Annotated in this window: 21 protein-coding genes; 11 read left to right on the top strand and 10 right to left on the bottom strand. The window is 70.3% G+C overall.

Going from position 1 to position 20,803, the window contains the following annotated elements:
- Nucleotides 1-16: 16 nt before the first annotated feature.
- Nucleotides 17-493 (bottom strand): DUF3558 family protein, encoded by a 477-nt coding sequence (locus ACIG5F_RS10810; RefSeq protein WP_396517302.1) that lies wholly within the window; start codon nucleotides 491-493, stop codon nucleotides 17-19.
- Complete coding sequence (locus ACIG5F_RS10805) at nucleotides 481-963, bottom strand: pyridoxamine 5'-phosphate oxidase family protein (protein ID WP_396517301.1); 483 nt, start codon at nucleotides 961-963, stop codon at nucleotides 481-483. Before ACIG5F_RS10805 ends, ACIG5F_RS10810 begins: the two co-directional genes overlap by 13 nt.
- A 127-nt stretch (nucleotides 964-1,090) precedes the next feature.
- Between ACIG5F_RS10805 and ACIG5F_RS10800 the strand changes: the two genes are divergently transcribed.
- Both ACIG5F_RS10800 and ACIG5F_RS10795 read left to right on the top strand, forming a co-directional pair.
- Nucleotides 1,091-2,476: an FAD-dependent oxidoreductase gene (locus ACIG5F_RS10800; protein ID WP_396517299.1), complete on the top strand. Its 1,386-nt coding sequence runs from the start codon at nucleotides 1,091-1,093 to the stop codon at nucleotides 2,474-2,476.
- Between the two features lie 34 nt (nucleotides 2,477-2,510).
- On the top strand, nucleotides 2,511-3,755 hold the full coding sequence (locus ACIG5F_RS10795) for a class I SAM-dependent methyltransferase (protein ID WP_396517297.1): 1,245 nt from the start codon (nucleotides 2,511-2,513) through the stop codon (nucleotides 3,753-3,755).
- Between the two features lie 199 nt (nucleotides 3,756-3,954).
- Here ACIG5F_RS10795 and ACIG5F_RS10790 read toward each other — a convergent pair whose 3' ends face one another.
- Nucleotides 3,955-4,866 carry a nitrilase-related carbon-nitrogen hydrolase gene (locus ACIG5F_RS10790; protein ID WP_396517295.1) on the bottom strand — a complete coding sequence of 304 codons (912 nt, stop codon included), beginning with the start codon at nucleotides 4,864-4,866 and terminating at the stop codon, nucleotides 3,955-3,957.
- Between the two features lie 39 nt (nucleotides 4,867-4,905).
- Nucleotides 4,906-5,343 carry a MarR family winged helix-turn-helix transcriptional regulator gene (locus ACIG5F_RS10785; RefSeq protein ID WP_396517293.1) on the bottom strand — a complete coding sequence of 146 codons (438 nt, stop codon included), beginning with the start codon at nucleotides 5,341-5,343 and terminating at the stop codon, nucleotides 4,906-4,908.
- Between the two features lie 47 nt (nucleotides 5,344-5,390).
- Between ACIG5F_RS10785 and ACIG5F_RS10780 the strand changes: the two genes are divergently transcribed.
- Together ACIG5F_RS10780 and ACIG5F_RS10775 are read left to right on the top strand one after the other, a co-directional pair.
- Nucleotides 5,391-6,305, top strand: a complete 915-nt coding sequence (locus ACIG5F_RS10780) for an amidohydrolase family protein (protein ID WP_396517291.1) — start codon at nucleotides 5,391-5,393, stop codon at nucleotides 6,303-6,305.
- Nucleotides 6,302-7,141, top strand: coding sequence for an aminoglycoside phosphotransferase family protein (locus ACIG5F_RS10775; protein WP_396517289.1), 840 nt, complete (start codon nucleotides 6,302-6,304; stop codon nucleotides 7,139-7,141). The genes ACIG5F_RS10780 and ACIG5F_RS10775 overlap by 4 nt, the downstream gene beginning before the upstream one ends.
- Here the strand turns inward: ACIG5F_RS10775 and ACIG5F_RS10770 are convergent.
- The 4 genes from ACIG5F_RS10770 to ACIG5F_RS10755 form a co-directional block, all read right to left on the bottom strand.
- Nucleotides 7,116-8,621 carry an alpha-N-arabinofuranosidase gene (locus ACIG5F_RS10770; protein WP_396517287.1) on the bottom strand — a complete coding sequence of 502 codons (1,506 nt, stop codon included), beginning with the start codon at nucleotides 8,619-8,621 and terminating at the stop codon, nucleotides 7,116-7,118. The genes ACIG5F_RS10775 and ACIG5F_RS10770 overlap by 26 nt on opposite strands.
- A 7-nt stretch (nucleotides 8,622-8,628) precedes the next feature.
- A complete protein-coding gene (locus tag ACIG5F_RS10765; RefSeq protein ID WP_396517285.1) occupies nucleotides 8,629-9,435 on the bottom strand; it encodes a carbohydrate ABC transporter permease in 807 nt (268 codons plus the stop codon).
- Between the two features lie 80 nt (nucleotides 9,436-9,515).
- On the bottom strand, nucleotides 9,516-10,364 hold the full coding sequence (locus ACIG5F_RS10760) for a carbohydrate ABC transporter permease (RefSeq protein ID WP_396517284.1): 849 nt from the start codon (nucleotides 10,362-10,364) through the stop codon (nucleotides 9,516-9,518).
- Nucleotides 10,361-11,563, bottom strand: coding sequence for an extracellular solute-binding protein (locus ACIG5F_RS10755; protein WP_396517282.1), 1,203 nt, complete (start codon nucleotides 11,561-11,563; stop codon nucleotides 10,361-10,363). Before ACIG5F_RS10755 ends, ACIG5F_RS10760 begins: the two co-directional genes overlap by 4 nt.
- A 345-nt stretch (nucleotides 11,564-11,908) precedes the next feature.
- Here ACIG5F_RS10755 and ACIG5F_RS10750 point away from each other — a divergent pair, with 345 nt between their 5' ends.
- The 6 genes from ACIG5F_RS10750 (at nucleotide 11,909) to ACIG5F_RS10725 (ending at nucleotide 18,145) form a co-directional block, all read left to right on the top strand.
- A complete protein-coding gene (locus tag ACIG5F_RS10750) occupies nucleotides 11,909-12,925 on the top strand; it encodes a LacI family DNA-binding transcriptional regulator (RefSeq protein ID WP_396517280.1) in 1,017 nt (338 codons plus the stop codon).
- 156 nt (nucleotides 12,926-13,081) lie between these two features.
- On the top strand, nucleotides 13,082-14,584 hold the full coding sequence (locus tag ACIG5F_RS10745) for an ABC transporter substrate-binding protein (protein ID WP_396517366.1): 1,503 nt from the start codon (nucleotides 13,082-13,084) through the stop codon (nucleotides 14,582-14,584).
- A gap of 55 nt (nucleotides 14,585-14,639) precedes the next feature.
- The gene (locus ACIG5F_RS10740) at nucleotides 14,640-15,581 is read left to right on the top strand and encodes an ABC transporter permease (RefSeq protein ID WP_396517278.1); all 942 of its coding nucleotides are present in this window, start codon (nucleotides 14,640-14,642) and stop codon (nucleotides 15,579-15,581) included.
- Nucleotides 15,578-16,393 carry an ABC transporter permease gene (locus ACIG5F_RS10735; RefSeq protein ID WP_396517276.1) on the top strand — a complete coding sequence of 272 codons (816 nt, stop codon included), beginning with the start codon at nucleotides 15,578-15,580 and terminating at the stop codon, nucleotides 16,391-16,393. Before ACIG5F_RS10740 ends, ACIG5F_RS10735 begins: the two co-directional genes overlap by 4 nt.
- On the top strand, nucleotides 16,380-17,336 hold the full coding sequence (locus ACIG5F_RS10730; RefSeq protein WP_396517274.1) for an ABC transporter ATP-binding protein: 957 nt from the start codon (nucleotides 16,380-16,382) through the stop codon (nucleotides 17,334-17,336). The genes ACIG5F_RS10735 and ACIG5F_RS10730 overlap by 14 nt, the downstream gene beginning before the upstream one ends.
- Nucleotides 17,333-18,145, top strand: a complete 813-nt coding sequence (locus tag ACIG5F_RS10725) for an ATP-binding cassette domain-containing protein (RefSeq protein WP_396517273.1) — start codon at nucleotides 17,333-17,335, stop codon at nucleotides 18,143-18,145. Before ACIG5F_RS10730 ends, ACIG5F_RS10725 begins: the two co-directional genes overlap by 4 nt.
- Here ACIG5F_RS10725 and ACIG5F_RS10720 read toward each other — a convergent pair.
- Nucleotides 18,135-19,055, bottom strand: coding sequence for a serine hydrolase (locus ACIG5F_RS10720; protein WP_396517271.1), 921 nt, complete (start codon nucleotides 19,053-19,055; stop codon nucleotides 18,135-18,137). The genes ACIG5F_RS10725 and ACIG5F_RS10720 overlap by 11 nt on opposite strands.
- A 179-nt stretch (nucleotides 19,056-19,234) precedes the next feature.
- Here ACIG5F_RS10720 and ACIG5F_RS10715 point away from each other — a divergent pair, with 179 nt between their 5' ends.
- Complete coding sequence (locus tag ACIG5F_RS10715) at nucleotides 19,235-20,023, top strand: alpha/beta hydrolase family protein (RefSeq protein ID WP_396517269.1); 789 nt, start codon at nucleotides 19,235-19,237, stop codon at nucleotides 20,021-20,023.
- On the opposite strand, the gene ACIG5F_RS10710 is transcribed toward ACIG5F_RS10715, so the two are convergent.
- Nucleotides 19,999-20,754 (bottom strand): SDR family oxidoreductase, encoded by a 756-nt coding sequence (locus tag ACIG5F_RS10710; RefSeq protein WP_396517267.1) that lies wholly within the window; start codon nucleotides 20,752-20,754, stop codon nucleotides 19,999-20,001. The genes ACIG5F_RS10715 and ACIG5F_RS10710 overlap by 25 nt on opposite strands.
- Between the last annotated feature and the right edge of the window lie 49 nt (nucleotides 20,755-20,803).

Genomic DNA, 20,803 nt, shown 5'->3' with positions numbered 1-20,803 from the left:
CATCCCCCACACGCGGTCACGGGCTCAGCCGTTTGATCGTGGCAATGGCCGATGTCGCAACGTTTTCAGCCAAATGGCAGCCGTCACCGCCGGTTGAACTGGCCGAGATCCGCTGCGTGTCCGCGACGACCACCCAGACGGCGCAGCTGGTGTCCTTGCCGGCCACCTCGTGCGCCGGGAAGCCGGCCACCTGCCGGCCGGCGTCGGCCTTCGGGAACGGCGAGTTGGTCGCCAGGTGGACGATGACGTTCGAGCCGGCGGCCGACAGCACGCACATCGAGAGGTCGGGCTGGATCGACCCGACCGCGGCCCGGCTCATGCCGAGATCGGACAGCTGGTCCGCGTCGAACAACGAGCACGGCTTGGACATGTAGTGGGTCAGGTCGAGCTCGTCCAGTTTCACCGGCGGCGGATTGGCGTCCGAGGTGGACGAACAGCCGGCCAGCGCAAGGGCCGCTAGGCCGACCAGCAGCGGAACTCTCACTCCCGCCACGCCACGGCCTTCTTGCCGGTCACCAGCTGCTCGCCGGTCAGCACGCGCACTCGCCACGGATCCAGGCGTAGCACGGAGAAGGCCGGCGACGAAGGGCCGTCCCAGCCCGGAACGCCGATGCCGCCCGGGTCGTAGCCGAGCGGCTCCGGGGCGTCGGCGAACAGCCGCCACACCCGCTCCCTGACCGCCGGGTCCTGCTCCCAGACCGCCCGGCATTCAGCCAGACAGGTGTCATGGTTGGGCGCCCAGTAGTTGCAGGCGGTGAACGCGCTGTGCTCCAGCTGAGCCTTCTTCTGCCCCGTCCGCATGGTGGCGATCCAGCCGGTCAGGGCGGCGCCGTCCCACTCCCAGAACGGATGCAGCACCCGCGAGCGGGGCCGGTTGTCACCGTCCACCGTCGACACCGTGCACCACACGATCCGGTGAGCCATCTCCACGAATGTCGGGGCGATCTCACTGAGCGCAAGCATGTGACCGAGTATCGCAGTCCTCGTCCCGGCAAGCGGGAGACGCGACGGTCACCGTGTGTCGAGGATGACAATGGATCGGGATATTCCGACGTGACGCGGGGCACCCGGCCCAATAGAGTCGGTTGCCGTGGGCAACCAAGCAGGTGGGACGGCCGTTTCCAGGGAGCACGACGCCGAGGTGGCGGCGCTGAGGGCGCAGTACGCCGCGCTACCGCCCGGCACCCCGGTCCGGCTGGCCAAGCCGACCTCCAACCTGTTCCGCTTCCGCGACGCCAACGCCCACCCCGGCCTGGACGTCAGCCGGTTCAACAAGGTGCTCAGCGTGGACCCGGTGGCCCGCACCGCCCAGGTCGGCGGCATGACCACCTACGAGGACCTGGCCGACGCGACCCTGCGGCACGGCCTCATGCCGCACGTGGTGCCCCAGCTCAAGACCATCACGCTCGGCGGCGCCGTGTCCGGCCTGGGCATCGAGTCCTCGTCCTTCCGCAACGGCCTGCCGCACGAGTCCGTGCGGGAGATGGAGATCCTCACCGGCGACGGCCGGGTGGTGGTGGCCAGGGCCGACAACGAGCACTCGGCCCTGTTCTCCGGTTTCCCCAACTCCTACGGCACCCTCGGCTACTCGCTGCGGCTGGAGATCGACCTCCAGCCGGTCAAGCCGTTCGTGCGGCTGCGGCACGTGCGCTTCGGCAACGCCCACGACTGCGCCGCCGCCATCGCCCGCATCTGCGCCGACCGGGCGTACGAGGACGAGGCCGTGGACTTCATCGACGGCACGGTGTTCAGCCGGGGCGCGATGTTCCTGACCCTGGGCCGGTTCGTCGACAGCGCTCCGCACACCAGCGACTACACCGGCCAGCAGATCTACTACAAGTCGATTCCGTTCAAGCAGGTCGACCACCTGACCGTGCGGGACTACCTGTGGCGCTGGGACACCGACTGGTTCTGGTGCTCCCAGGCGCTGGGCGTGCAGGACCCGTGGGTGCGCCGGCTGGTGCCCCGCCGGTACCTGCGCTCCGACGTCTACCGCAAGATCGTCGCGCTCGACCGCCGCTACGGCCTGAGCCGTCGGGTCGAGACGCTGCTGACCGGCTACCCGAGCGAGCCGGTGATCCAGGACATCGAGGTGCCGGTCGACCGGCTGCCCGAGTTCCTGGACTTCTTCGACAAGGAGATCGGCATCAGCCCGGTGTGGCTGTGCCCGCTCCAGGTCGTCGACGACCGGCCGTGGCCGCTGTACCCGCTGGACCCCAAGACGCTGTACGTCAACGTGGGCTTCTGGTCGGGAGTGCGGCTCGGTTTCGGCGAGGAGGAGGGCGTCTACAACCGCCGCATCGAGCGGGTGGTCGCCGAGCTGGGCGGGCACAAGTCCCTGTACTCCGACTCGTTCTACTCGCCGGAGGAGTTCTGGCAGTTCTACAACGGGGATTCGTACGGACGGCTGAAGCGGGACTACGACCCTGCGGGCCGCCTGCCCGACCTGTATGACAAGTGTGTCCGAGGGCGCTAGCACCCGCGGGGGTAACGAAGAGAGGGGGCCGCGCATGCGGCTAGCGGAGCTGTTCAGCCGGACGCTCAAGGCGGACGACCGGATCGAGTTCGTCGCCTACGACGGCAGCCGCACCGGGCCCGGCGACGCCGAGGTCCGCATCGAGATCCGGTCCCCGTTCGCGCTGTCCTACCTGGCGTCGGCGCCCGGCGAGCTCGGGCTGGCCCGGGCCTACGTGACCGGGCACATCGAGGTCGTCGGCGACCTGCACCACGCCTTCCACCTGCTCGGCGACATCGAGCTGGGGGAGCTGGACAACAAGACCAAGGTGGAGCTGCTCGGCCTGCTGGCCAAGCACCGCTTCTGGTGGCCGGTCAGCCCGCCGCCGCAGGAGGCGCGGCCCAAGGGCTGGCGGCACTCCAAGGGCCGGGACGCGCAGGCCATCTCGCACCACTACGACGTGTCCAACCGGTTCTACGAGTGGGTGCTCGGGCCGTCCATGGCCTACACCTGCGCGGTGTACCCGACCGACGACGCGTCGCTGGAGACCGCCCAGTTCACCAAGCACGACCTGGTCGCCCGCAAGCTCGGGCTGACCGAGGGCATGCGGCTGCTGGATGTGGGCTGCGGCTGGGGCGGCATGGTCATGCACGCCGCCGAGCACTACGGCGTCAAGGCCCTGGGCGTCACCCTGTCGCGGTCGCAGGCCGAGTGGGCGCAGAAGGCCATCGTCGAGCGGGGGCTGCAGGACCTGGCCGAGGTGCGGTTCATGGACTACCGCGACGTGCCCGAGACCGGGTTCGACGCCGTCAGCTCCATCGGCCTGACCGAGCACATCGGCGGGGCCAACCTGCCGTCGTACTTCTCGGCCCTGTACGGCAAGCTCCGCGACGGCGGCCGGCTGCTCAACCACTGCATCACCCGGCCGAGCGACAAGTTCCCGTTCAAGGCCGGCGGCTTCATCACCCGCTACATCTTCCCCGACGGGGAGCTGGAGGGGCCCGGCTACCTGATGTCCCGGATGAACGACGCCGGCTTCGAGATCCGGCACTCCGAGAACATCCGGGAGCACTACGCCAAGACCCTCGGCGGCTGGTGCGCCAACCTCGACGAGCACTGGGACGAGGCCGTCGAGGAGGTCGGCCTGCCCAAGGCCCGCATCTGGCGCCTCTACCTGGCCGCCTGCCAGTGGGGCTTCGACGTCAACAACATCCAGCTGCACCAGATCCTCGGCGTGAAGCTGGACGGCACCACCTCGCACATGCCCCTGCGCCCCGACTTCGAGCCGCCGCAGTCGTAGCACCCGCTTTTCGCCACATGCGCTTCCCACTTGGGCCCTGATGCCACATAGGAAGCGCATGTGGCGAAAGCCCCGCCGTGATTGCCACATGCGCTTCCCACTTGGGCTCCGATGCCAAGTGGGAAGCGCATGTGGCTTATCGGAGCGCCGCCTGCCAGGTTGATCTGCTTGGATTGATTTGGGGGGCTGCTCATTTCGATCATGGGGTCAGCCCGGTCACCGCGGTGTGGGCGGACTCGTTGACGTGCAGGGTGAAGATGTCCGAGCGGGCGTAGTGGCCGACGGCGTCGAAGTCGAAGCGGGCGCGGGCCAGGTCGTCGAGGTCGAGCTGGGCGGCGAGAATGCCCTCGGTGTCCCGCAGCGGCCCGGCCAGCACCTGGCCCAGCGGGGACACGATGACCGAGCCGCCGCCGATCAGCACCGGGTCCATGGCGTCCACCCGCAGGTCGGGCGGCAGGTCGTCGCGGCGCAGGAACTGGTTGGCGCTCAACACGAAGCACCGCCCCTCCAGCGCGATGTGCCGCATGCTGGCCTGCCACTGGTCGCGGTCGTCCACGGTGGGCGCACACCACAGGTCGACGCCCTTGGCGTACATGGTGGTCCGGAACAGCGGCATGTAGTTCTCCCAGCAGATCGCCGCGCCGATCCGGGCCGCGCCGGTGTCGATCACCGGGAGCGTGGAGCCGTCGCCCTGGCCCCACAGGTACCGTTCCGCGGCGGTCGGCATCAGCTTGCGGTGCAGGCCGAGATAGCCGGTGGGGCCGAAGAACAACGCCACGCAGTACAGGGTTCCGCCCTGCCGCTCGACCGCGCCGACCACGGCGTGACAGCCCAGTTCCCGGGTCAGCGCGGCGAGGGACTCCACCTCCGGCCCCGGCACGTCGATCGCCGCCGCGTGGTAGCGGCGGAACAGCTCGCGGCCGGCGTCGGTGCGCCGGCCGACCGTGATGTCGAAGTCCAGGGCCTTGGGGTAGCCGCCGAGGAACGCCTCCGGCAGCACGACCACGTCCGCGTGGGCCTGCCGGATCAGGTCCTTGGCCCGGGATAACGCCGCCGGCGTGTCGAACAGCGGGGCCGAGGCCTGGACGACGGCCGCTTTCACGGTGGGCATGCCGACGACGCTAGTACGATCTTGCCCGTTTGTGGACGGTCAGAGCGACTCGCCTCGGACCAGCTTGGTCAGGCGGCGGATGTCGGCGGCGATGCGTCGGCGGTCGGCGGGGGAGAGCTGCCCCAGGGTGCGGCTCTGCATCTCACGCAGCCGGCGCCGGGCGGCGCGCAGCTGCTCCCGTCCGGTCTCGGTCAGGGCGACCAGGACCAGCCGCTCGTCCTCGGTGCCGCGGCGGCGGAGCACGAGGTCCCGGGTCTCCAGCTGCTTGATCATCCGGGTCGCGGTCGGATGGCTGACGCCGGCCAGCCGGGCCAGCTGGCTGACCGGCAGGGACTCCTGGTCCAGCAGGGGATCGAGCAGGTCGGCCTGGGCCAGGGTCAGCGCGCCCTCCCCGACGGCGGCGGTGCGGCCGCGGCGCATGGCCGCGTAGAGGGCGTCCGCCGCCGCGGCCAGCTCCTCGACATCGGGTTCGCTCATGTGAGTATATTAGCATCACAAAGGTTAGCAAGCTAAGGAGTTGGACGATGTCCACACGGCTTGACGTGCACCATCACCTGATCCCGGCGGCCTTCGAGCCCTTCGCCGCCACGCCCCGGCCGGCCTGGTCGGCCGCGGCCTCCCTGGCCTGGATGGACGACCACCAGGTCGCCACGGCGGTGCTGTCGGTGTCGTCGCCCGGCATTCCCACCGTCGCCGAGGGCGGCGGTCCCCGGCTGGCCCGCGAGCTCAACGAGTTCACCGCCGAGCTGGTCAAGGACCACCCCGGCCGGTTCGGGCTGTTCGCCAGCCTGCCGATGGCCGACCACGACGCCGCGAGCGTGCTCGACGAGATCGGCCACGCCTTCGACACCCTCGGCGCCGACGGCGTCGTGATGATGTCCAACAGCCGTGGCGTCTACCTCGGCGATCCGCGCTGGGAACCCGTCTGGGCCGAGCTCGACCGGCGTCGCGCCGTCGTGTTCATCCACCCCACGGTCACCGCGATGTCACCCTTGGACGGCGTCAACCCCGCCGTGGTCGATTTCCCCGCCGACACCACACGCACCGCCGTCGACCTGGCCGTCAACGGCGTGCTCCGGCGGCACCAGCAGGTTCGGATCATCCTGTCCCACGCCGGCGGGTTCCTGCCCTACGCCGCGCAACGCTTCGCCACCGGCATCCCGATGCTCGGCTCGCCGCTCGCGGCGGAGGACATCATGGCCGACTTCAAGCGTTTCTACTTCGACACGGCCCTGTCCACCGGCCACGACACGCTCAAGCTGCTCACCGGATTCGCCGCGCCCGGCCACGTGCTCTACGGCAGCGACTGGCCCTATTCCGCCGGCGCCGGCAGCGCCTACTTCAACGGCCTGCTGGACACCGCCGATCTCGACCTCGACGCCGTCAACCGCGGCAACGCCGAGGCGCTTTTCCCCCGTTTCGCCACCGTCGGGGCATGATCACGGTTCCGACCGGCTTCGCCCAGGCCATCATCCGCCGCGAGGGCGAGGCCGGCCGGGCCTGGATCGCGTCGCTGCCGGCCATCGTCGAATCGTTGCTGCGCCAGTGGTCGTTGGCGCCCGACGGGCCGGCCACCCATGGCAGCGTCGGCCTGGTGCTGCCGGTTCGGCCCTCGGCGGTCATCAAGGTTTCCTTTCCCCATCCCGGCAACGTCGACCAGCCCGACGCCTTCGCCGCCTGGCAGGGCCGTGGCGCCGTTCGACTCCTCGCCCGTGACGACGATCAGTTCGCCATGCTGCTGGAACGCGCCGGGCCCGACACCCTCGCCTGCGTCGCCGACGACGAGCGGGCCGTCGGCATCCTCGGCGAGCTCTCCCGCCGCCTCGCCGTCCCCGCCCCGGCCGGCCTGCCGCGGCTGGTCGACCAGTTTCCGTTGTGGGAGGCCGAGTTCCTCGCGGCCGGGCGGCCGGTTCGGGTCCTCGACGCCGTTCGGGAACTCGACCAGCGCGACACCGTCGTGCACGGAGATCTGTGGGACGCCAACGTTTTGGCCGGCTCGCGTGAACCCTGGCTGGCCATCGATCCCAAGGGCTGCGCCGGCGATCCCGCCTACGACGCGTTCACCGTCATCCATGGTCCACGCCTGATTTTGGCGCCCAATCACTTGTGGTGGCTGGACTTCTACTGCGAAGCAGCCGGCATCGACCGCGAGCGTGCCCGCCGGTGGTCCCTGCTGCGTGCCCACCAGTCGGCCCTGTGGGGCCGCGACGGCGGTGACCCGGACTGGCTCGTCCGGGCCACCGACCAGATCATCGCGGAGCTCGGCCCAGCCTGATCATGTTCCACGACAGGGCCGGCAGTTCGGCCGTCAGCTCGCCGTCCACAATGGACGCGCCGTCGATCCGTCGCGGCCGCACCCGGTCCGGCTCGGCGACGGTGTTGGTCAGCGACCGGTCGTCCTCGGCCAGCGCCACGTGCTCGATCACCTGGAACTCTTGTAGAGCGCGGAGATTCGCCGTGAGCCCCAACGAATCCTCGACCGAACGGTTCACCGCGAACAGCGTGACGTCGTCGCCGTCCTGCGTGGCCACGGCCTCCAGCAGCGGCACATCGCCGAACCGGGCCGTGTCGTAGCGCGGCGAATCTGGTTCCACCCGCAGCACCCGTCCCCGCGCGTGCTTGGCGGCGTGGGCGAAGGGATAGAAGATGGTCTGACGGCACGAGCCGCCGCCCGGCTCGGTGAGGATCGGCGCGATCACGTTGGCCAGCTGGGCCTGGCAGGCCACGCCGACTCGATCGGCGTGGCGCAGCAAGGTGATCAGCAGCGAGCCGACCACCACGGCGTCGGCCACGTGGTAGTTGTCCTCGATCAGCCTGGGCACCCGCTCGGCGGCCAGGTTCCTCTCGCCGACGAACCGGCTCATGTACCAGACGTTCCACTCGTCGAACGACAGCCGGATCCGCTTGCGGTTGCGTAGCTTCGCGCCGACATGGTCGCTCGTGGCCACCACGGCGTCGATGAACCGGTCCATGTCCACCGCGCTGGCCAGGAAACTGCCGAGATCGCCATCGCGCTCCTCGTAGTAGGCGTGCAGCGAGATGTAGTCGACGTTGTCGTAGGTGTGTTCGAGGACCGTCGCCTCCCACGCGCCGAACGTCGGCATGCCGCTGTGCGAACTCCCGCAGGCCACCAGTTCGATGCTCGGGTCCACCATGCGCATGGCCTTCGCCGTCTCGTTGGCCAGTCGCCCGTACTCGTGCGCCGTCTTGTGGCCGGTCTGCCACGGGCCGTCCAGCTCGTTTCCGAGGCACCACAACGAGATTCCGTGCGGCTCCGGATGGCCGTGCTTGGCCCGCAGGTCGGAAAGCATTGTGCCGCCGGGGAAGTTGCAGTACTCGACCAGGTCCGCCGCCTCCCGCACGCCCCGCGTGCCCAGGTTGACGGCCATCATCGGCGCCACCCCGGCCTTGCGTGACCACTGCGCGAACTCGTTCAGGCCGAACTCGTTGGTCTCGATCTGCCGCCACGCCAGGTCGAACCGGCTCGGCCGCTCGCCGCGCGGGCCGACGCCGTCCTCCCAGCGGTAGCCCGACACGAAGTTGCCGCCGGGATAGCGGACCACCGTCACGCCCAGCTCCCGCACCAGTTCCAGCACGTCGGCGCGGAAACCGTCCTCGTCGGCGGCCGGGTGCCCCGGCTCGTACACGCCGGTGTAGACGCAGCGGCCCATGTGCTCCACGAACGAGCCGAACAGCCGCGGGTCCACGTCGCCGACGGCGAAGCCCGGGTCGAGCGTCAGTCGTGCCTGTCGCACCGTGTTGTCATCCTTTGATCGCGGTCACCAGCTGCCGCTGGAACGCCAGGAACAGGGCCACCAGCGGCAGCCCGCCCAGCAACGCGGCCGCCAGCACCTGGGCGTAGCGGACTCCGTAGGAACTCTGCACGGTCGCCAGGCCCACCGGGAAGGTCATCAGGTGCGGGTCGCTGACGGCCACGAACGGCCACAGGAAGTTGTTCCACGTCGTGACGAAGGTGAAGATCGCCACCGCCGCCAGCGCCGGCCGGGCCAGCGGCAGCATCAGGCTCCAGTACACCCGCAGCCGTCCCGCGCCGTCCACCACCGCCGCCTCCTCCAGTTCCCTGGGCACGCCGTCGAAGAACTTCTTCAACACGTACACCATCGCCGGCAGCACCACCTGCGGGAGGATCAGCGCCCAGTACGTGTCGGCCAGGCCCAGCCCCACGATCTCGGCGAACAGCGGCACGATTAGCACCTGCGGCGGGATCACGATGCCCGCGATCAGCAAGGCCATCACAACGCCCCGCCCCCGGAACCGCGTCCGGGACAGGCCGTACGCCGCCAGGCTCGTCACCGCCACCGTCAACACCGTCACCGCGACCCCCACCAGCAGGCTGTTTCCCAACCACGCCACCAGAGTCCCATCGGCAAAGGCCCGTCCGAATGCGTCCAGGCCCATGCCCGGCACGACCCAGCTCACCGGGATCCGCGTGGTTTCCGACTCGGGCTTCAGGGCGGTGTCGAGCGCCCAGGCCAGCGGCACCAGCCAGATCACCGCCAGCAGCGCCGCGACCACCCTCGTCGCCGCGCTTCCCCGATCTACCCCCACTGCCGTCGCTCCGACTGCTTTGCCTGCCCCAGCCCTCACCCTCCGGCCGCCCTGGACCCGCTGCGCCGTGGCCGCCCCCTTCATCGCTCCGCCTTCGTCAGCCGGAAATGCAGCAGCGCTACCGCGGCGATCAGCGCGAAGAACACGTAGGAGATGGCCGAGGCGTAGCCGATCCGGAACCGCGTGAAGCCGCTCTCGTAGATGTACTGCACGATGCTGCGCACCCCGGGGATGCCGCCCTGCCCGCTGAGCAGGTAGATCTGGTCGAACACCTTCAGCGACGCCAGCACCTGCAACACGATCACCAACTGGTGGGTGCGTGACAGCAACGGCAGCGTGATCCGGCGCAGCTGCTGGAACGGCGTCGCCCCGTCCAGCGCCGACGCCTCGTAGAGCTGGCGCGGAATTTCCTGCAATGCCGCCAGGTACAGCAGGAACCCGAAGCCGGCGGTCCACCACACGGTCGTGATGACGATCGACGTCATCGCCATGCCGTCGGTGGACAGCCAGCCCACCTCGCCCAGGCCCAGCCGGGTGAGCAGGTCGTTGATCAGGCCGAAACCCGGTTGGTAGAGCCAGCTCCAGATCAGCACCACCACCGACACCGGCAGCAGGTACGGCGCGAAGAACGCCAGCCGGCACAGCCAGCGCTCCGGCGTCGCCCGGTTGGCCAGCAACGCCATGGCCAGGCCGACCAGCACGATCGCCGGTGTGCTGACCACCGTGAAGATCAGCGTGTGGCCCAGGGAACTCCACACCGCCGGGTCCCCGAACAGCTCGACGTAGTTGGCCGCCCCGACGAAGTCGGCGTGCCCGGTGATGCCCTCGTCGGTGACGCTCGCGCCCAGCCCGATCACCATCGGCACGATCAGGAAGGCGGCGTAGAGCACCAGGAACGGCGCCACGAACCAGAATCCCGACCGCTTCATGACGGACTCGGCGTGTTCTGCAGGCGTGCCAGGGTCGTCTTGAGCTCACCCAACGCCGCCTCCGGCGTCGTCGTGCCGCCCAACACCGCGCCGATCGTGGCACCCGCCGAGCTCTGCAGGTCCGAGGCCGCTCCGGCGAACCACACCGGCGGATCCAGCTCCGCCTCCGCCCCCGCTGACCGGTAATTGGCCTGTGGCAACAGGTTCAGGTATGCCGACGAGGTCGCCACCGGCTGGTACGCCGGAATGTGCCCGCCGCGGGCCCAGGTCAGGCTCTGGCCGACCAGCTCCGCGATCGCCGCCACCGTTCGGGCCGTCCGCGCCGGATCTCGCTCCCGCTGGTGCGGCAGGACGAACGAGTGCGAGTCGGCGTGCACCGCCGGCCGGTCATAGACCTGCGGGAACGGCGCCACGTCGAACGGCGTGCGCTGCTCCTGGAACGTCGGCAGCTCCCACTCTCCGTTCCAGAACAAGCCCGCCTGCCCGCTGCCGAACAACGCCACCGCCGCGCTGTTGTCCGTGAACCTCGCCGTGGTGCCGATCTTCTCCAGCAGCCGCAACGCCGTCAGCGCCTTGCCGTCGTCGAGCAGACCCTGGCCGTTCTGCTGTCGGTACAACGTCCAGAACAGCCGCCACGGGTTCACGTCCCGCGCCGCCGCCAACGCCAGCCCCGCCTTGCCGAACGCCTCCAGCAGCTCGCGCTCGCCCCTCATCGGCTTCAGCTTGCCGTCCTGCAACAGCCCCGCCTTGCCGCACAGTTCCGTGTTGTAGAACAGGACCAGCGGATGCGTGTCCAACGGCACCGCATACGTCCGGCCGTCGTGCCTCGCCCTGCTCCACACCGCCCCCGGGAACCGATCCTGGCTCAGGCCGTGCTCCGCCAACTGATCGTCATCGAACGGATCCAGCAGCCCCAACGGCGCGAACCCCGGCAACCGCGACAGATGCATGACCGCCAGATCCGGCGCCCTCCCGCCCGCCGCCGCCATCGCCAGCTTCGTGTAGTACGGCGTCCCCCAGGCCAGCGTCACCGCCTCCAGCCGGGTGCCGATCGCCCCGACCATCTCCGTCATCCTGGCCCCGTCGCCCCCGCTGAACAGGTTCCAGTAGGCCAGCCCCGCCGGCCCCGAACAGCCGCTGCCCACCCCACCCGCCGCCGCCAACGCCGCGCCGGCCAGCAGGAACCTCCGACGGTCCACGACGGCCTCCCCGGTGCTCTGCCCCTCGTTCCCGGTCCTTCGCCCTTCGGTCTCCCAGCGCTGCCCTTCGCCTTCGGTGCCTCGACGGCCCTTCCCGATTCGGGTGGCGTCCTTCGGCGACCGCGCCGTTCTCGGTTCCGCTGGTGCCTCGGCACCCGGTGGTCCCCCGACCCTCCGGGGGCCTCGGCACTCGTCGGTGTTCCCGATTCCAGTTGTGGCGCTCTGTTCCTGGTGTTCTGCGTGCTGTTCCCGCCGCCCGGTTTTCAACGTTGTAAACCGGGCTGTCGCGAGAGTAGCCGTACAGTCGGGTGCCAGGGAAGATGGCGATGGCAGAAGGAGGTGCGGGTGGGCGCCAGCCTGAAGGACGTGGCCAGACTGGCTGGGGTCTCGGTCAAGACGGTCTCGAACGTGGTCAACGACTACCAACACGTCAGCGAGGCCACCCGCAGCCGCGTCCGGCAGGCCATCGACCAGCTCGGCTACCAGCCCAACCTGACCGCCCGGCACCTGCGCTACGGCCGCTCCGGCATCGTCGGGCTGGCCCTGCCCGAATTGGGCATCCCGTACTTCGCCGAGCTGGCCGAGCAGGTCATCGGGGCCGCCGAGCGGGAGTCCTGGTCGGTGCTGATCGACCAGACCGACGGCCGCGGCGACCGGGAGCGGCTCACCTCGTCCGGGGCCCGGTCCCGGACCATCGACGGCCTGATCATCAGCCCGCTGGCCCTGGACGCCGAGTACCTCGCCGGGCTGCGCGCCGACCTGCCCCTGGTGCTGCTGGGGGAGCAGGTCGGGCCGGGCACCGCCGACCTGATCGCCATCGACAACGTCACCGCCGCCCGGGAAGCCACCGAGCACCTGATCGCCCTCGGCCGCCGCCGCATCGCCGCCATCGGCGACCAGCGCGTCTCCGCCGCCGGCACCGCCAACGTCCGCCTGCGCGGCTACCGCGACGCCCTCACCGCCGCCGGCATCGGCTACGACCCCGACCTCGTCGTGCCCGCCGAGTCCTACCACCGCCCCGACGGCGCCGCCGCCATGCGCCTGCTGCTGTCCCTCGACGAGCCGCCCGACGCCGTCTTCTGCTTCAACGACCTGCTGGCCCTCGGCGCCCTGCGCACCCTCCTCGCCGCCGGCCTCCGCGTCCCCCACGACGTCGCCATAGTCGGCGTAGACGACATCGAGGACGGCCGCTTCAGCACCCCCACCCTCACCACCGTCGCCCCCGACAAGGCCCAGATCGCCGCCGTGGCCGTCGCCATGCTGCTGGAACGCATCAACGGCCTGGACTGCCCGCCCCGCGAGGTGACCGCCCGCCATACCCTCGTGGTTCGGGAAAGCACCGCCCCCACCAACCCCGCCTAGCGAAGCCCCGTCTAGCGAAGCCCCGCATGGCCAGCCCGCCGACCCGGCCCTGGCCAACTCGGCCTCGGTCGACCCGGCGGAGTTCATCGCCGGCGGCGGCATCGTGGCGGGAACACGACACCCGCCACCCACATGGTGGGACACCGCGGCGTGCGCCTGGCTAGGGTGATCACCGTGGTCCGCGCGCTGCTCGCCCTGGTGCTGGTCGCCTCCCTCGCCGGCTGTTCGGCGGGCTCGACGGCGTACTCGTCGCCGAGCGCGGACTCGATCACCATCGGCTTCACGGCCCCGCCGGCCAACCTGGACTTCACCCGAACCGACGGCGCGGCGATTCCGCAGGCCCTGCTCGACAACGTCTACCAGGGCCTGGTGCGCCTCGACGCCAACGGCGCGATCGTGCCCCAGCTGGCCACCTCGTGGACGGTCAGCCCGGACCGCCGCACCTACGACTTCCAGCTCCGCCCCGGCGTGACGTTCACCGACGGCGAGGCGTTCACCGCCGACACGGTCAAGTTCAGCATCGACCGGGTCAGCACGAACTGGACCATCTCGCTGAAGTCCGCGATGGCTGTCGTCGACCACGTCGAGGCCGTCTCGCCGACGCACGCCCGTGTGGTGCTCAAGCAGCCCAGCAACGGCTGGCTGTTCTCCATGGCCGGCCGCGTCGGAGCGATGTTCGCCCCCGACGGCGTCGGCAACCTGGCGACCACGCCGGTCGGCACCGGCCCGTACCAGCTCGACCGCTTCAACCGCGGCGACTCCATCGTGCTGAAGGCCAACCCCGGCTACTGGGGCCCGAAACCGGCCTACGCCCGCGTGGTCCTCAAGTACTTCCAGGACCCGACCGCGCTCAACAACGCCTTGCTGAGCAACGGAATCGACGTGATCAGCTCCGTGCAGGCGCCGGACGCGCTGGCCCAGTTCGCCAGCGACGAGCGGTTCACCACCATCCAGGGCACCACCACGGCCGAGGTCGTGCTGTCCTTCAACGACGCCAAGGCCCCGCTCAACGACAAGCGGGTCCGCCAGGCGCTGACCTACGGCATCGACCGCCGCGCCCTGCTGGACACGGCCTGGGCCGGCAAGGGCCTGCTGATCGGCAGCATGGTGCCGCCGTCGGATCCCTGGTACGAGGACCTCTCCACGGTCTATCCCTACGACCCGGCCAAGGCGCGACAGCTCCTCGCCGACGCCGGCCAGCAACACCTCACTCTCCGTCTGCGCATTCCCACTCTCCCGTACGCCGTCGACTCCGCCCAGGTGATCCGCTCCCAGCTGGCCGCGATCGGTGTCACGGTCATCATCGAGGAACTGGACTTCCCCGCGGTCTGGCTCAAGCAGGTCTTCACCGGCCACGACTTCGACATGTCGATCGTCGCCCACGTCGAGGCCCGCGACATCGCGACCTTCGGCAATCCCAAGTACTACTGGGGCTACGACAATCCCGCCGTCACCCAGCTGCTGGCCGCCGCCGACACCGGCACGCCCGAGCAGCAGATCGCGGACATGAAGCAGGTCGCCCGCACGATCAACGCCGACGCCGCCGCCGACTGGCTTTTCCTGCTGCCCAACCTGATCGTCGTCAAGAAGGGCATCACCGGCATTCCGCCGAACCAGGTCGGCGAGTCCTTCGACCTGTCGGCCCTGGGGAGGTCCTGATGGGATCGTCGGCCAAGGTCGGTGTCCTCATGTCCCCGACCATCGGGAGGTCGTGATGGCGCTGCTGCGCAAGGCCGGCGTCTTTCTGCTCACAGTGGCGGTCGCCTCCTGTGTCGTGTTCGCGTTCATGGCCGTGCTGCCCGGTGATCCGGCCCAGGTCGCCCTGGGCGTCAACGCCACGCCCGAGCTGCTGGCCCAGACCCGGCACGCGTTCGGCATCGACCGGCCGCTGCCGGTGCAGTACCTCGACTGGATGGGCGGCCTGTTCACCGGGGACTTCGGCCGGTCCTACGTGACCGGCGACGCGATCGGACCGCAGTTGGTCGACCGGTTCGAGGTCACGCTGTGGCTGGTCGGCGCGGCCACCGTGGTGGCGGTGCTGGTCGCGGTGCCGCTCGGCGCGCTGGCCGCGGCCAGGCACCGCAAGGCGTCCGGCACGGTCGTGACCGGCCTCAGCCAGCTCGGCGCGGCGATTCCCGCCTTCCTGGCCGGCATCGTGCTGGTGGAGATATTCGCTGTGTCGCTACGCATCCTTCCGTCCGGTGGGTGGACACCTCCGGACGCGGATCCGGTGGCGTTCCTGAAAGGCCTGGTGTTGCCGGCCCTGTCGCTCGGCCTCGTGCAGGCCGCGGTGCTGACCCGCTATGTCCGCTCGGCGGTGCTGGAGGTCCTGCGCGAGGACTACCTGCGCACCGCGCGGGCCAAGGGTCTCAAGCCCGCGCAAGCCCTGATACGGCACGGACTTCGCAACGCCGCGGTGCCCGTGGTGACGGTGCTCGGCCTCCAGTTGGCGACCCTGCTGATCGGCGCGGTCGTGGTGGAGCGGGTGTTTGTCATCCCCGGCCTGGGCAGCATGCTGCTCGACGCCGTCGGCAGCCGCGACCTGATCGTGGTGCAGGACGTGGTGATGGTGCTGGTGGCGGCGGTGCTGGTGGTCAACCTCCTCGTCGATGTGCTGTACACGGTCATCGACCCGAGGCTGCGGAGGGCGCGGTGAGGAACCTCGTGATCGGGGCCGTGCTGGTCGGTCTGATCGTGCTGGCGGCGCTGGTCTCCTTCCTGTGGACGCCGTTCGACCCGACGCAGGTCGACGCGGCGCTGCGGTTGCAGGGCCCGAGCGGGGCCCACTGGCTGGGCACGGACCGGTTCGGCCGCGACCTGGTCAGTCAGCTCATGGTCGGCGCGCGGACCACGCTCTACGTCGGCATCGTCGCGGTCGGCGTGGCCGCGCTCGTCGGCACGCCGCTCGGCGTGTTCGCGGCCGCCGGCCCGCGCTGGTTGGGCGAGATCGTGTTGCGCGCCAACGACATCGTGCTGGCCTTCCCGGCGCTGCTGCTGGCGATCATGTTCGGCGCCGCGTTCGGCGCGAGCACGCTCACCGCCATGATCGCCATCGGCATCGCCACCGTGCCGTCCTTCGCCCGGCTCGCGCGGGCCACCGCGTTGCAGGTGCTGAGCACGGAGTACGTGCTGGCGGCCCGCTCGGCCGGCCGCACCGGGCTGGCCATCTCGGTGCGACACGTGCTGCCCAACATCGCCGGGCTGGTGATCGTGCAGTGCTCGGTGTCGTTCGGCATCGCCGTGCTGGCCGAGGCCGCGTTGTCCTACCTGGGCCTCGGCACGCAACCGCCGACGCCGTCCTGGGGGCGCATGCTCCAGGAGTCACAGGAACTCCTGGCCGTGCAGCCGAGGCTGTTGATCGTGCCGGGCGTGGCGATCGCGGTCGCGGTGCTCGGCTTCACGTTGCTGGGCGACGGTCTACGCGATCGCCTCGACCCCCGGTTGGAGGGCCGCCGTGCTCAAGGTTGACGGTCTGCGTGTCGCGGCGGGCGACCTGCCATTGGTCAGTGATGTCTCCTTCACGGTGGGCGGCGGCGAACGCGTCGGCCTGATCGGGGAATCGGGCTCCGGCAAGTCGCTGACCGCGTCGGCGGTGTTCGGGCTGCTGCCCGACGACGTCACCGCGGCCGGCTCGGTTCGGCTCGACGGTGTGCGGGAGGACCTGGTCGGGGCCCCGGAGAGCGTGCTGTCGCGGCTGCGTGGCTCGCGACTGGCGATGGTGTTCCAGGAGCCGATGACCGCGCTGAACCCCTCGATGCGGGTCATCGACCAGGTCGCGGAAGCCCGGCTGATCCACCGCGCGGCCGTGGATCGGGCCGCCGCGCGCCGGGATGCCTTGCGGCTGTTGGAACAGGTGCGCCTGCGTGATGTCGCTGAACTGGGAAAGGCCTATCCACACCAACTTTCCGGCGGGCAACGGCAACGCGTGCTGTTGGCCATCGCTCTCGCCAATGACCCGGACGTGCTCATCTGCGACGAGCCTACCACTGCTCTCGACGTGACGGTCCAGGCTCAGCTGCTGGACCTGATTGTCAAGGGAGTAAAGGAAAGGGACGCCGCGCTGCTGTTCATCACGCACGATCTCGCCGTGGTGGCAACGGTGTGCGACCGAGTGCTGGTGATGTACGGCGGGCGGATCGTGGAGTCGGGACCGGTGGCCGAGGTGCTGACCGCGCCGAAACACCGCTACACCAAGGGTTTGCTCGACGCCTCAGACCTGGAGTCCGCGGACGAGAGCGGCCGCCTGCACGCCATCCCCGGCGCTGTTCCGGCGGCGGGACAGTTCCCCGGCGGCTGCGTGTTCCGCACCCGCTGCTCCCGTGCCGACGACCGGTGCGGCGAGCAACCGCCCTGGTTCGGCGAACCCGCCCGCGGGCACGCGTGCTGGCATCCGGTCGGAGGTGAGGAATGATCAGGATCGAGAACCTCGGCCGCGTCTACCACCGGTCGCGGACCTCGCCGTTCGGCCCGCGGGCCGAGGTGCACGCGCTGCGGGACGTGTCGTTCGAGGTCGAGGCCGGCCGGCGGTTCGGCGTCGTCGGAGAGTCCGGTTCCGGCAAGTCGACGTTGGTGCGGCTGATCGCCGGCCTGGACCAGCCGACCACCGGCACGGTCACCTTCGACGGGCAGCGGGTGGACGGTCGCCCCGAGCGGCAGCTGTCGTTCCTGCGGCGCGATCTCCAGGTCGTGTTCCAGGACCCCATGGGCTCGCTGGACCCGCGCATGCGGGTGCGCGACATCATCGCCGAACCGCTGGTGGCGCAACGGATCCCCGGCCGGAGCGAGCGGGTCGCCGAGGTGCTCGCGGCGGTCGGGCTGCCGGCCGACGCCGGGCGTCGGTTCCCGCACCAGTTCTCCGGCGGGCAGCGGCAGCGCATCTCGCTGGCCCGGGCCCTGGCGCCTCGGCCCAAGGTCCTGGTGGCCGACGAGCCCGTCAGCGCGCTGGACGTCTCGGTGCGGGCGCAGATCCTCAACCTGCTGGCGGACCTGGTCGAGCAGTTCGCGCTGACGCTGGTGTTCGTGTCCCACGACCTGTCGGTGATCCGGCACGTCTGCGACACGGTGGCCGTGCTGCGCAGCGGCGAGCTGGTCGAAATCGGTGATGTGGAACGGGTTTACCGCACGCCGGAGCACCCGTACACGCGTCAGCTGGTGCGGGCCGCCCCGACGCTGCGCGGCGCGCTGTCCGGCGTCACGGCGGCGGATCTCATCACGCAGTGAAGGCGGCCTTGAGTGCGGCAGCGGCAGCAGTGACCGCCTTGCTCCCGGTCGTCCACGAGGTTCCCGCCGGCAACTCGGTCATGATCGCCACCGCGTAGGGCATCGTCGGGCCCAGACCGACCATGCCGGTGGTGTTGAGCACCGTCGTCGACCGCAGCAGCATCCAGCCCTGTTTGATCGCCCAGCTGGTCCCGGGCAGGCCGTCGGGGATGCCGAAGTACTGCTGGAACCCGTCGGCGGCGGTGGACGCGGCGTCGCTCATGCCGGTCAGCAGCACGTCCTGCGCCTGCGCCGGGACGTCGTCCTGGATGTACTGGTAGGTGGTGACGACGTCCTGCGCGGACATCGTCGTCTCGCCCCACTGCGACGGGTCGTCCGGCGGCTGCGTGCCGGTCAGCCCGATCAGCGACGCGGCGCGGCTGACGATCGAGTTGCCGCCGTCCTTGACCCACAGCGAGTTGGCGATGTTGTCATCGCTGTAGGAGATCATCCGCTCCAGCTCGGCGGAGGTGGCCGCGTCCGGCGTCCAGTTCTGGCTGTGCAGCAGGTCGATGGCGATGAGCAGCTTCACCACGGACGCCGTGTACATCGGATCGTCGGCGTTGTAGCTCGCGACGGGCTGGCCGGTCTGGGTGTCGACGGCCAGCACACCGACCTCGCTGCCCGGCGCGATGCTGTCCACCGCCTTGAGCACGAGCTGCCCGATCTCCTCCGGCGGCACCGTCGGCGTGGGTGTCGTCGTGGTGGTCGACGGCGTTGTCGTGGTGGGTGTCGGGCTGCTCGTCGTGGCCGAGGGGATCGGTTCGCGCTCGGCGGCCAGCGTCGCCGTGACCGGCGTCGAGGCCAGCAGGACGACGCCGACCGCGACGGTCGCCGACAGCAGGGCCAAGGTGGCCGGAAGACGCTTCATGCCTGGTCAAACGGGGTGTGACCGGCGGGCATCCCCGTCGATTGGGAACCGACAGAGTCATTTCACGAAGCTCTTAGAGTCGATTGCTCGCCGACAGATTCCCTTCACGATGCTCTCAGGAAGCACGCCCGGGAGGCCGTCGCGCCGGGATTGTCAGACCCCTCTGCGAGGGTGGGGGCATGAACGAGATGATTCGCGGCACGGCCGCCGGAGTGCCGTTCCTGGCCCGTCCGCCCGAACGAGCGACCTCGACGACGCCGCTGGTGCTCGGCTGGCACATGATGGATCCGCCGCGCAGCGAGGCGGCGATGGCGGCCGCGGTGCCGATGGCCGCCGTGCCGGCCTGGCGGGTCTACCTGGGGCTGCCCGAGCACGGCGAACGCGCGCCGGCCGGCGGGCAGCAGGAGATCACGCGTCGGGCCGCCGAGGACTATGTGCTCAAGCTGATCGACCCCGTCGTCAGCGCCGCGTCCGGCGAGTTCCCGGTCGTGCTGCACGCCTTGCGCTCGCGGCTGGAGACCGACGGGCCGCTCGGCCTGTTCGGTGGCTCCGCGGGCGGCGCGGTGGCGTTGCAGGTGCTCACCGAGCAGGACGTCGACGTGACCGCGGCGGCCCTGGTCAATCCGGTGGCCCAGCTGGAGAAGGTCGCCGACGGCGCCTCGAAGTGGTTCGGCACGCCGTATCCGTGGACCGCCCAGTCCCGTGCCGCCGCGGCGCGCCTGGACTTCGTGGCCCGGGCCGGCGAGCTCGCCAAGCGGCATCCTGACCTCGCCCTGCTGCTCGTCCGCGGCGACCGGGACGAGCCTGAGTTCCGCGAACCGCTCGGCGCGCTCGCCCGGGCGCTGGACGCCGAGTTGGTCGACGTCCCCGGCATGGAGCACTCGTTAGCCGCCGAGATCGACGCCACGCGCGTGGACGCGGCGTTCAGCGACTGGTTCCGCCGTCACTTGATTCCGCCGTTGCTGTAGAGCAGCTGGCCGTTGATCCAGCCGCCCTCCGGCGAGCACAGGAACGTCACCAGGTTCGCGCAGTCCTGAGGCGTGCCCATCCGACCGAGCGGCGTGTCCCGCTCGACGCCACTGCGCTGCTCCGGGGTCATCCAACCGGTGTCGATCGGGCCCGGATTGATCACGTTGGCCGTCACGCCCAGATGGGCCAGCTCGTGGGTCGCGGCGAGGGTGATCCGGTCCAGCGCGCCCTTGCTGGACCCGTAGGGCATGTTGCCGACGGTGTGGTCGCTGGTGAACGCGAGGATCCGGCCACTGCCGTGATCACCGCGGAACCGCTGCCCGAACTCCTTGACCAGCAGCCAGGTCGCCCTGGCGTTGACCGCGAAATGGAGGTCGAAACTCACAACTGAAGTGTCGAGCAGCCCCGAGTCCACGCCCTCGCAGTGGCACATCACCAGCGCGGTGACGGCGCCGAGCGCGCGTTCGGCCTCGTCGAACAGCCGGGCCGGGACGGCGGGGTCGCTCAGGTCGGCCTCGATCGCCGTCGTCCGCGCGCCGAGCCCGGTCATCCGATCGGCCAGTTCTCGCTGCGCGTCCGGCTCGGCGCCCCACGGCATCTTCTCGTCGTAGGGGCTCCAGTGGCTGATCGCGACGTCCCACCCGGCCCGGGCCAGGTCGACGGCCACCGTCGCGCCGATTCCCACCGTGCGCCCGACCCCTGTCACCAGCGCTGTTCCCCGTGTGGTCATGGGACCAATCTGGATCACCGCGCGGCGTCGTGGCGAACGGTTTTCCCGG

It is taken from the genome of Kutzneria sp. NPDC052558 (genome assembly GCF_044547355.1).
GTDB lineage: Bacteria > Actinomycetota > Actinomycetes > Mycobacteriales > Pseudonocardiaceae > Kutzneria.
This window is presented reverse-complemented; position numbering and strand designations above follow the sequence as displayed.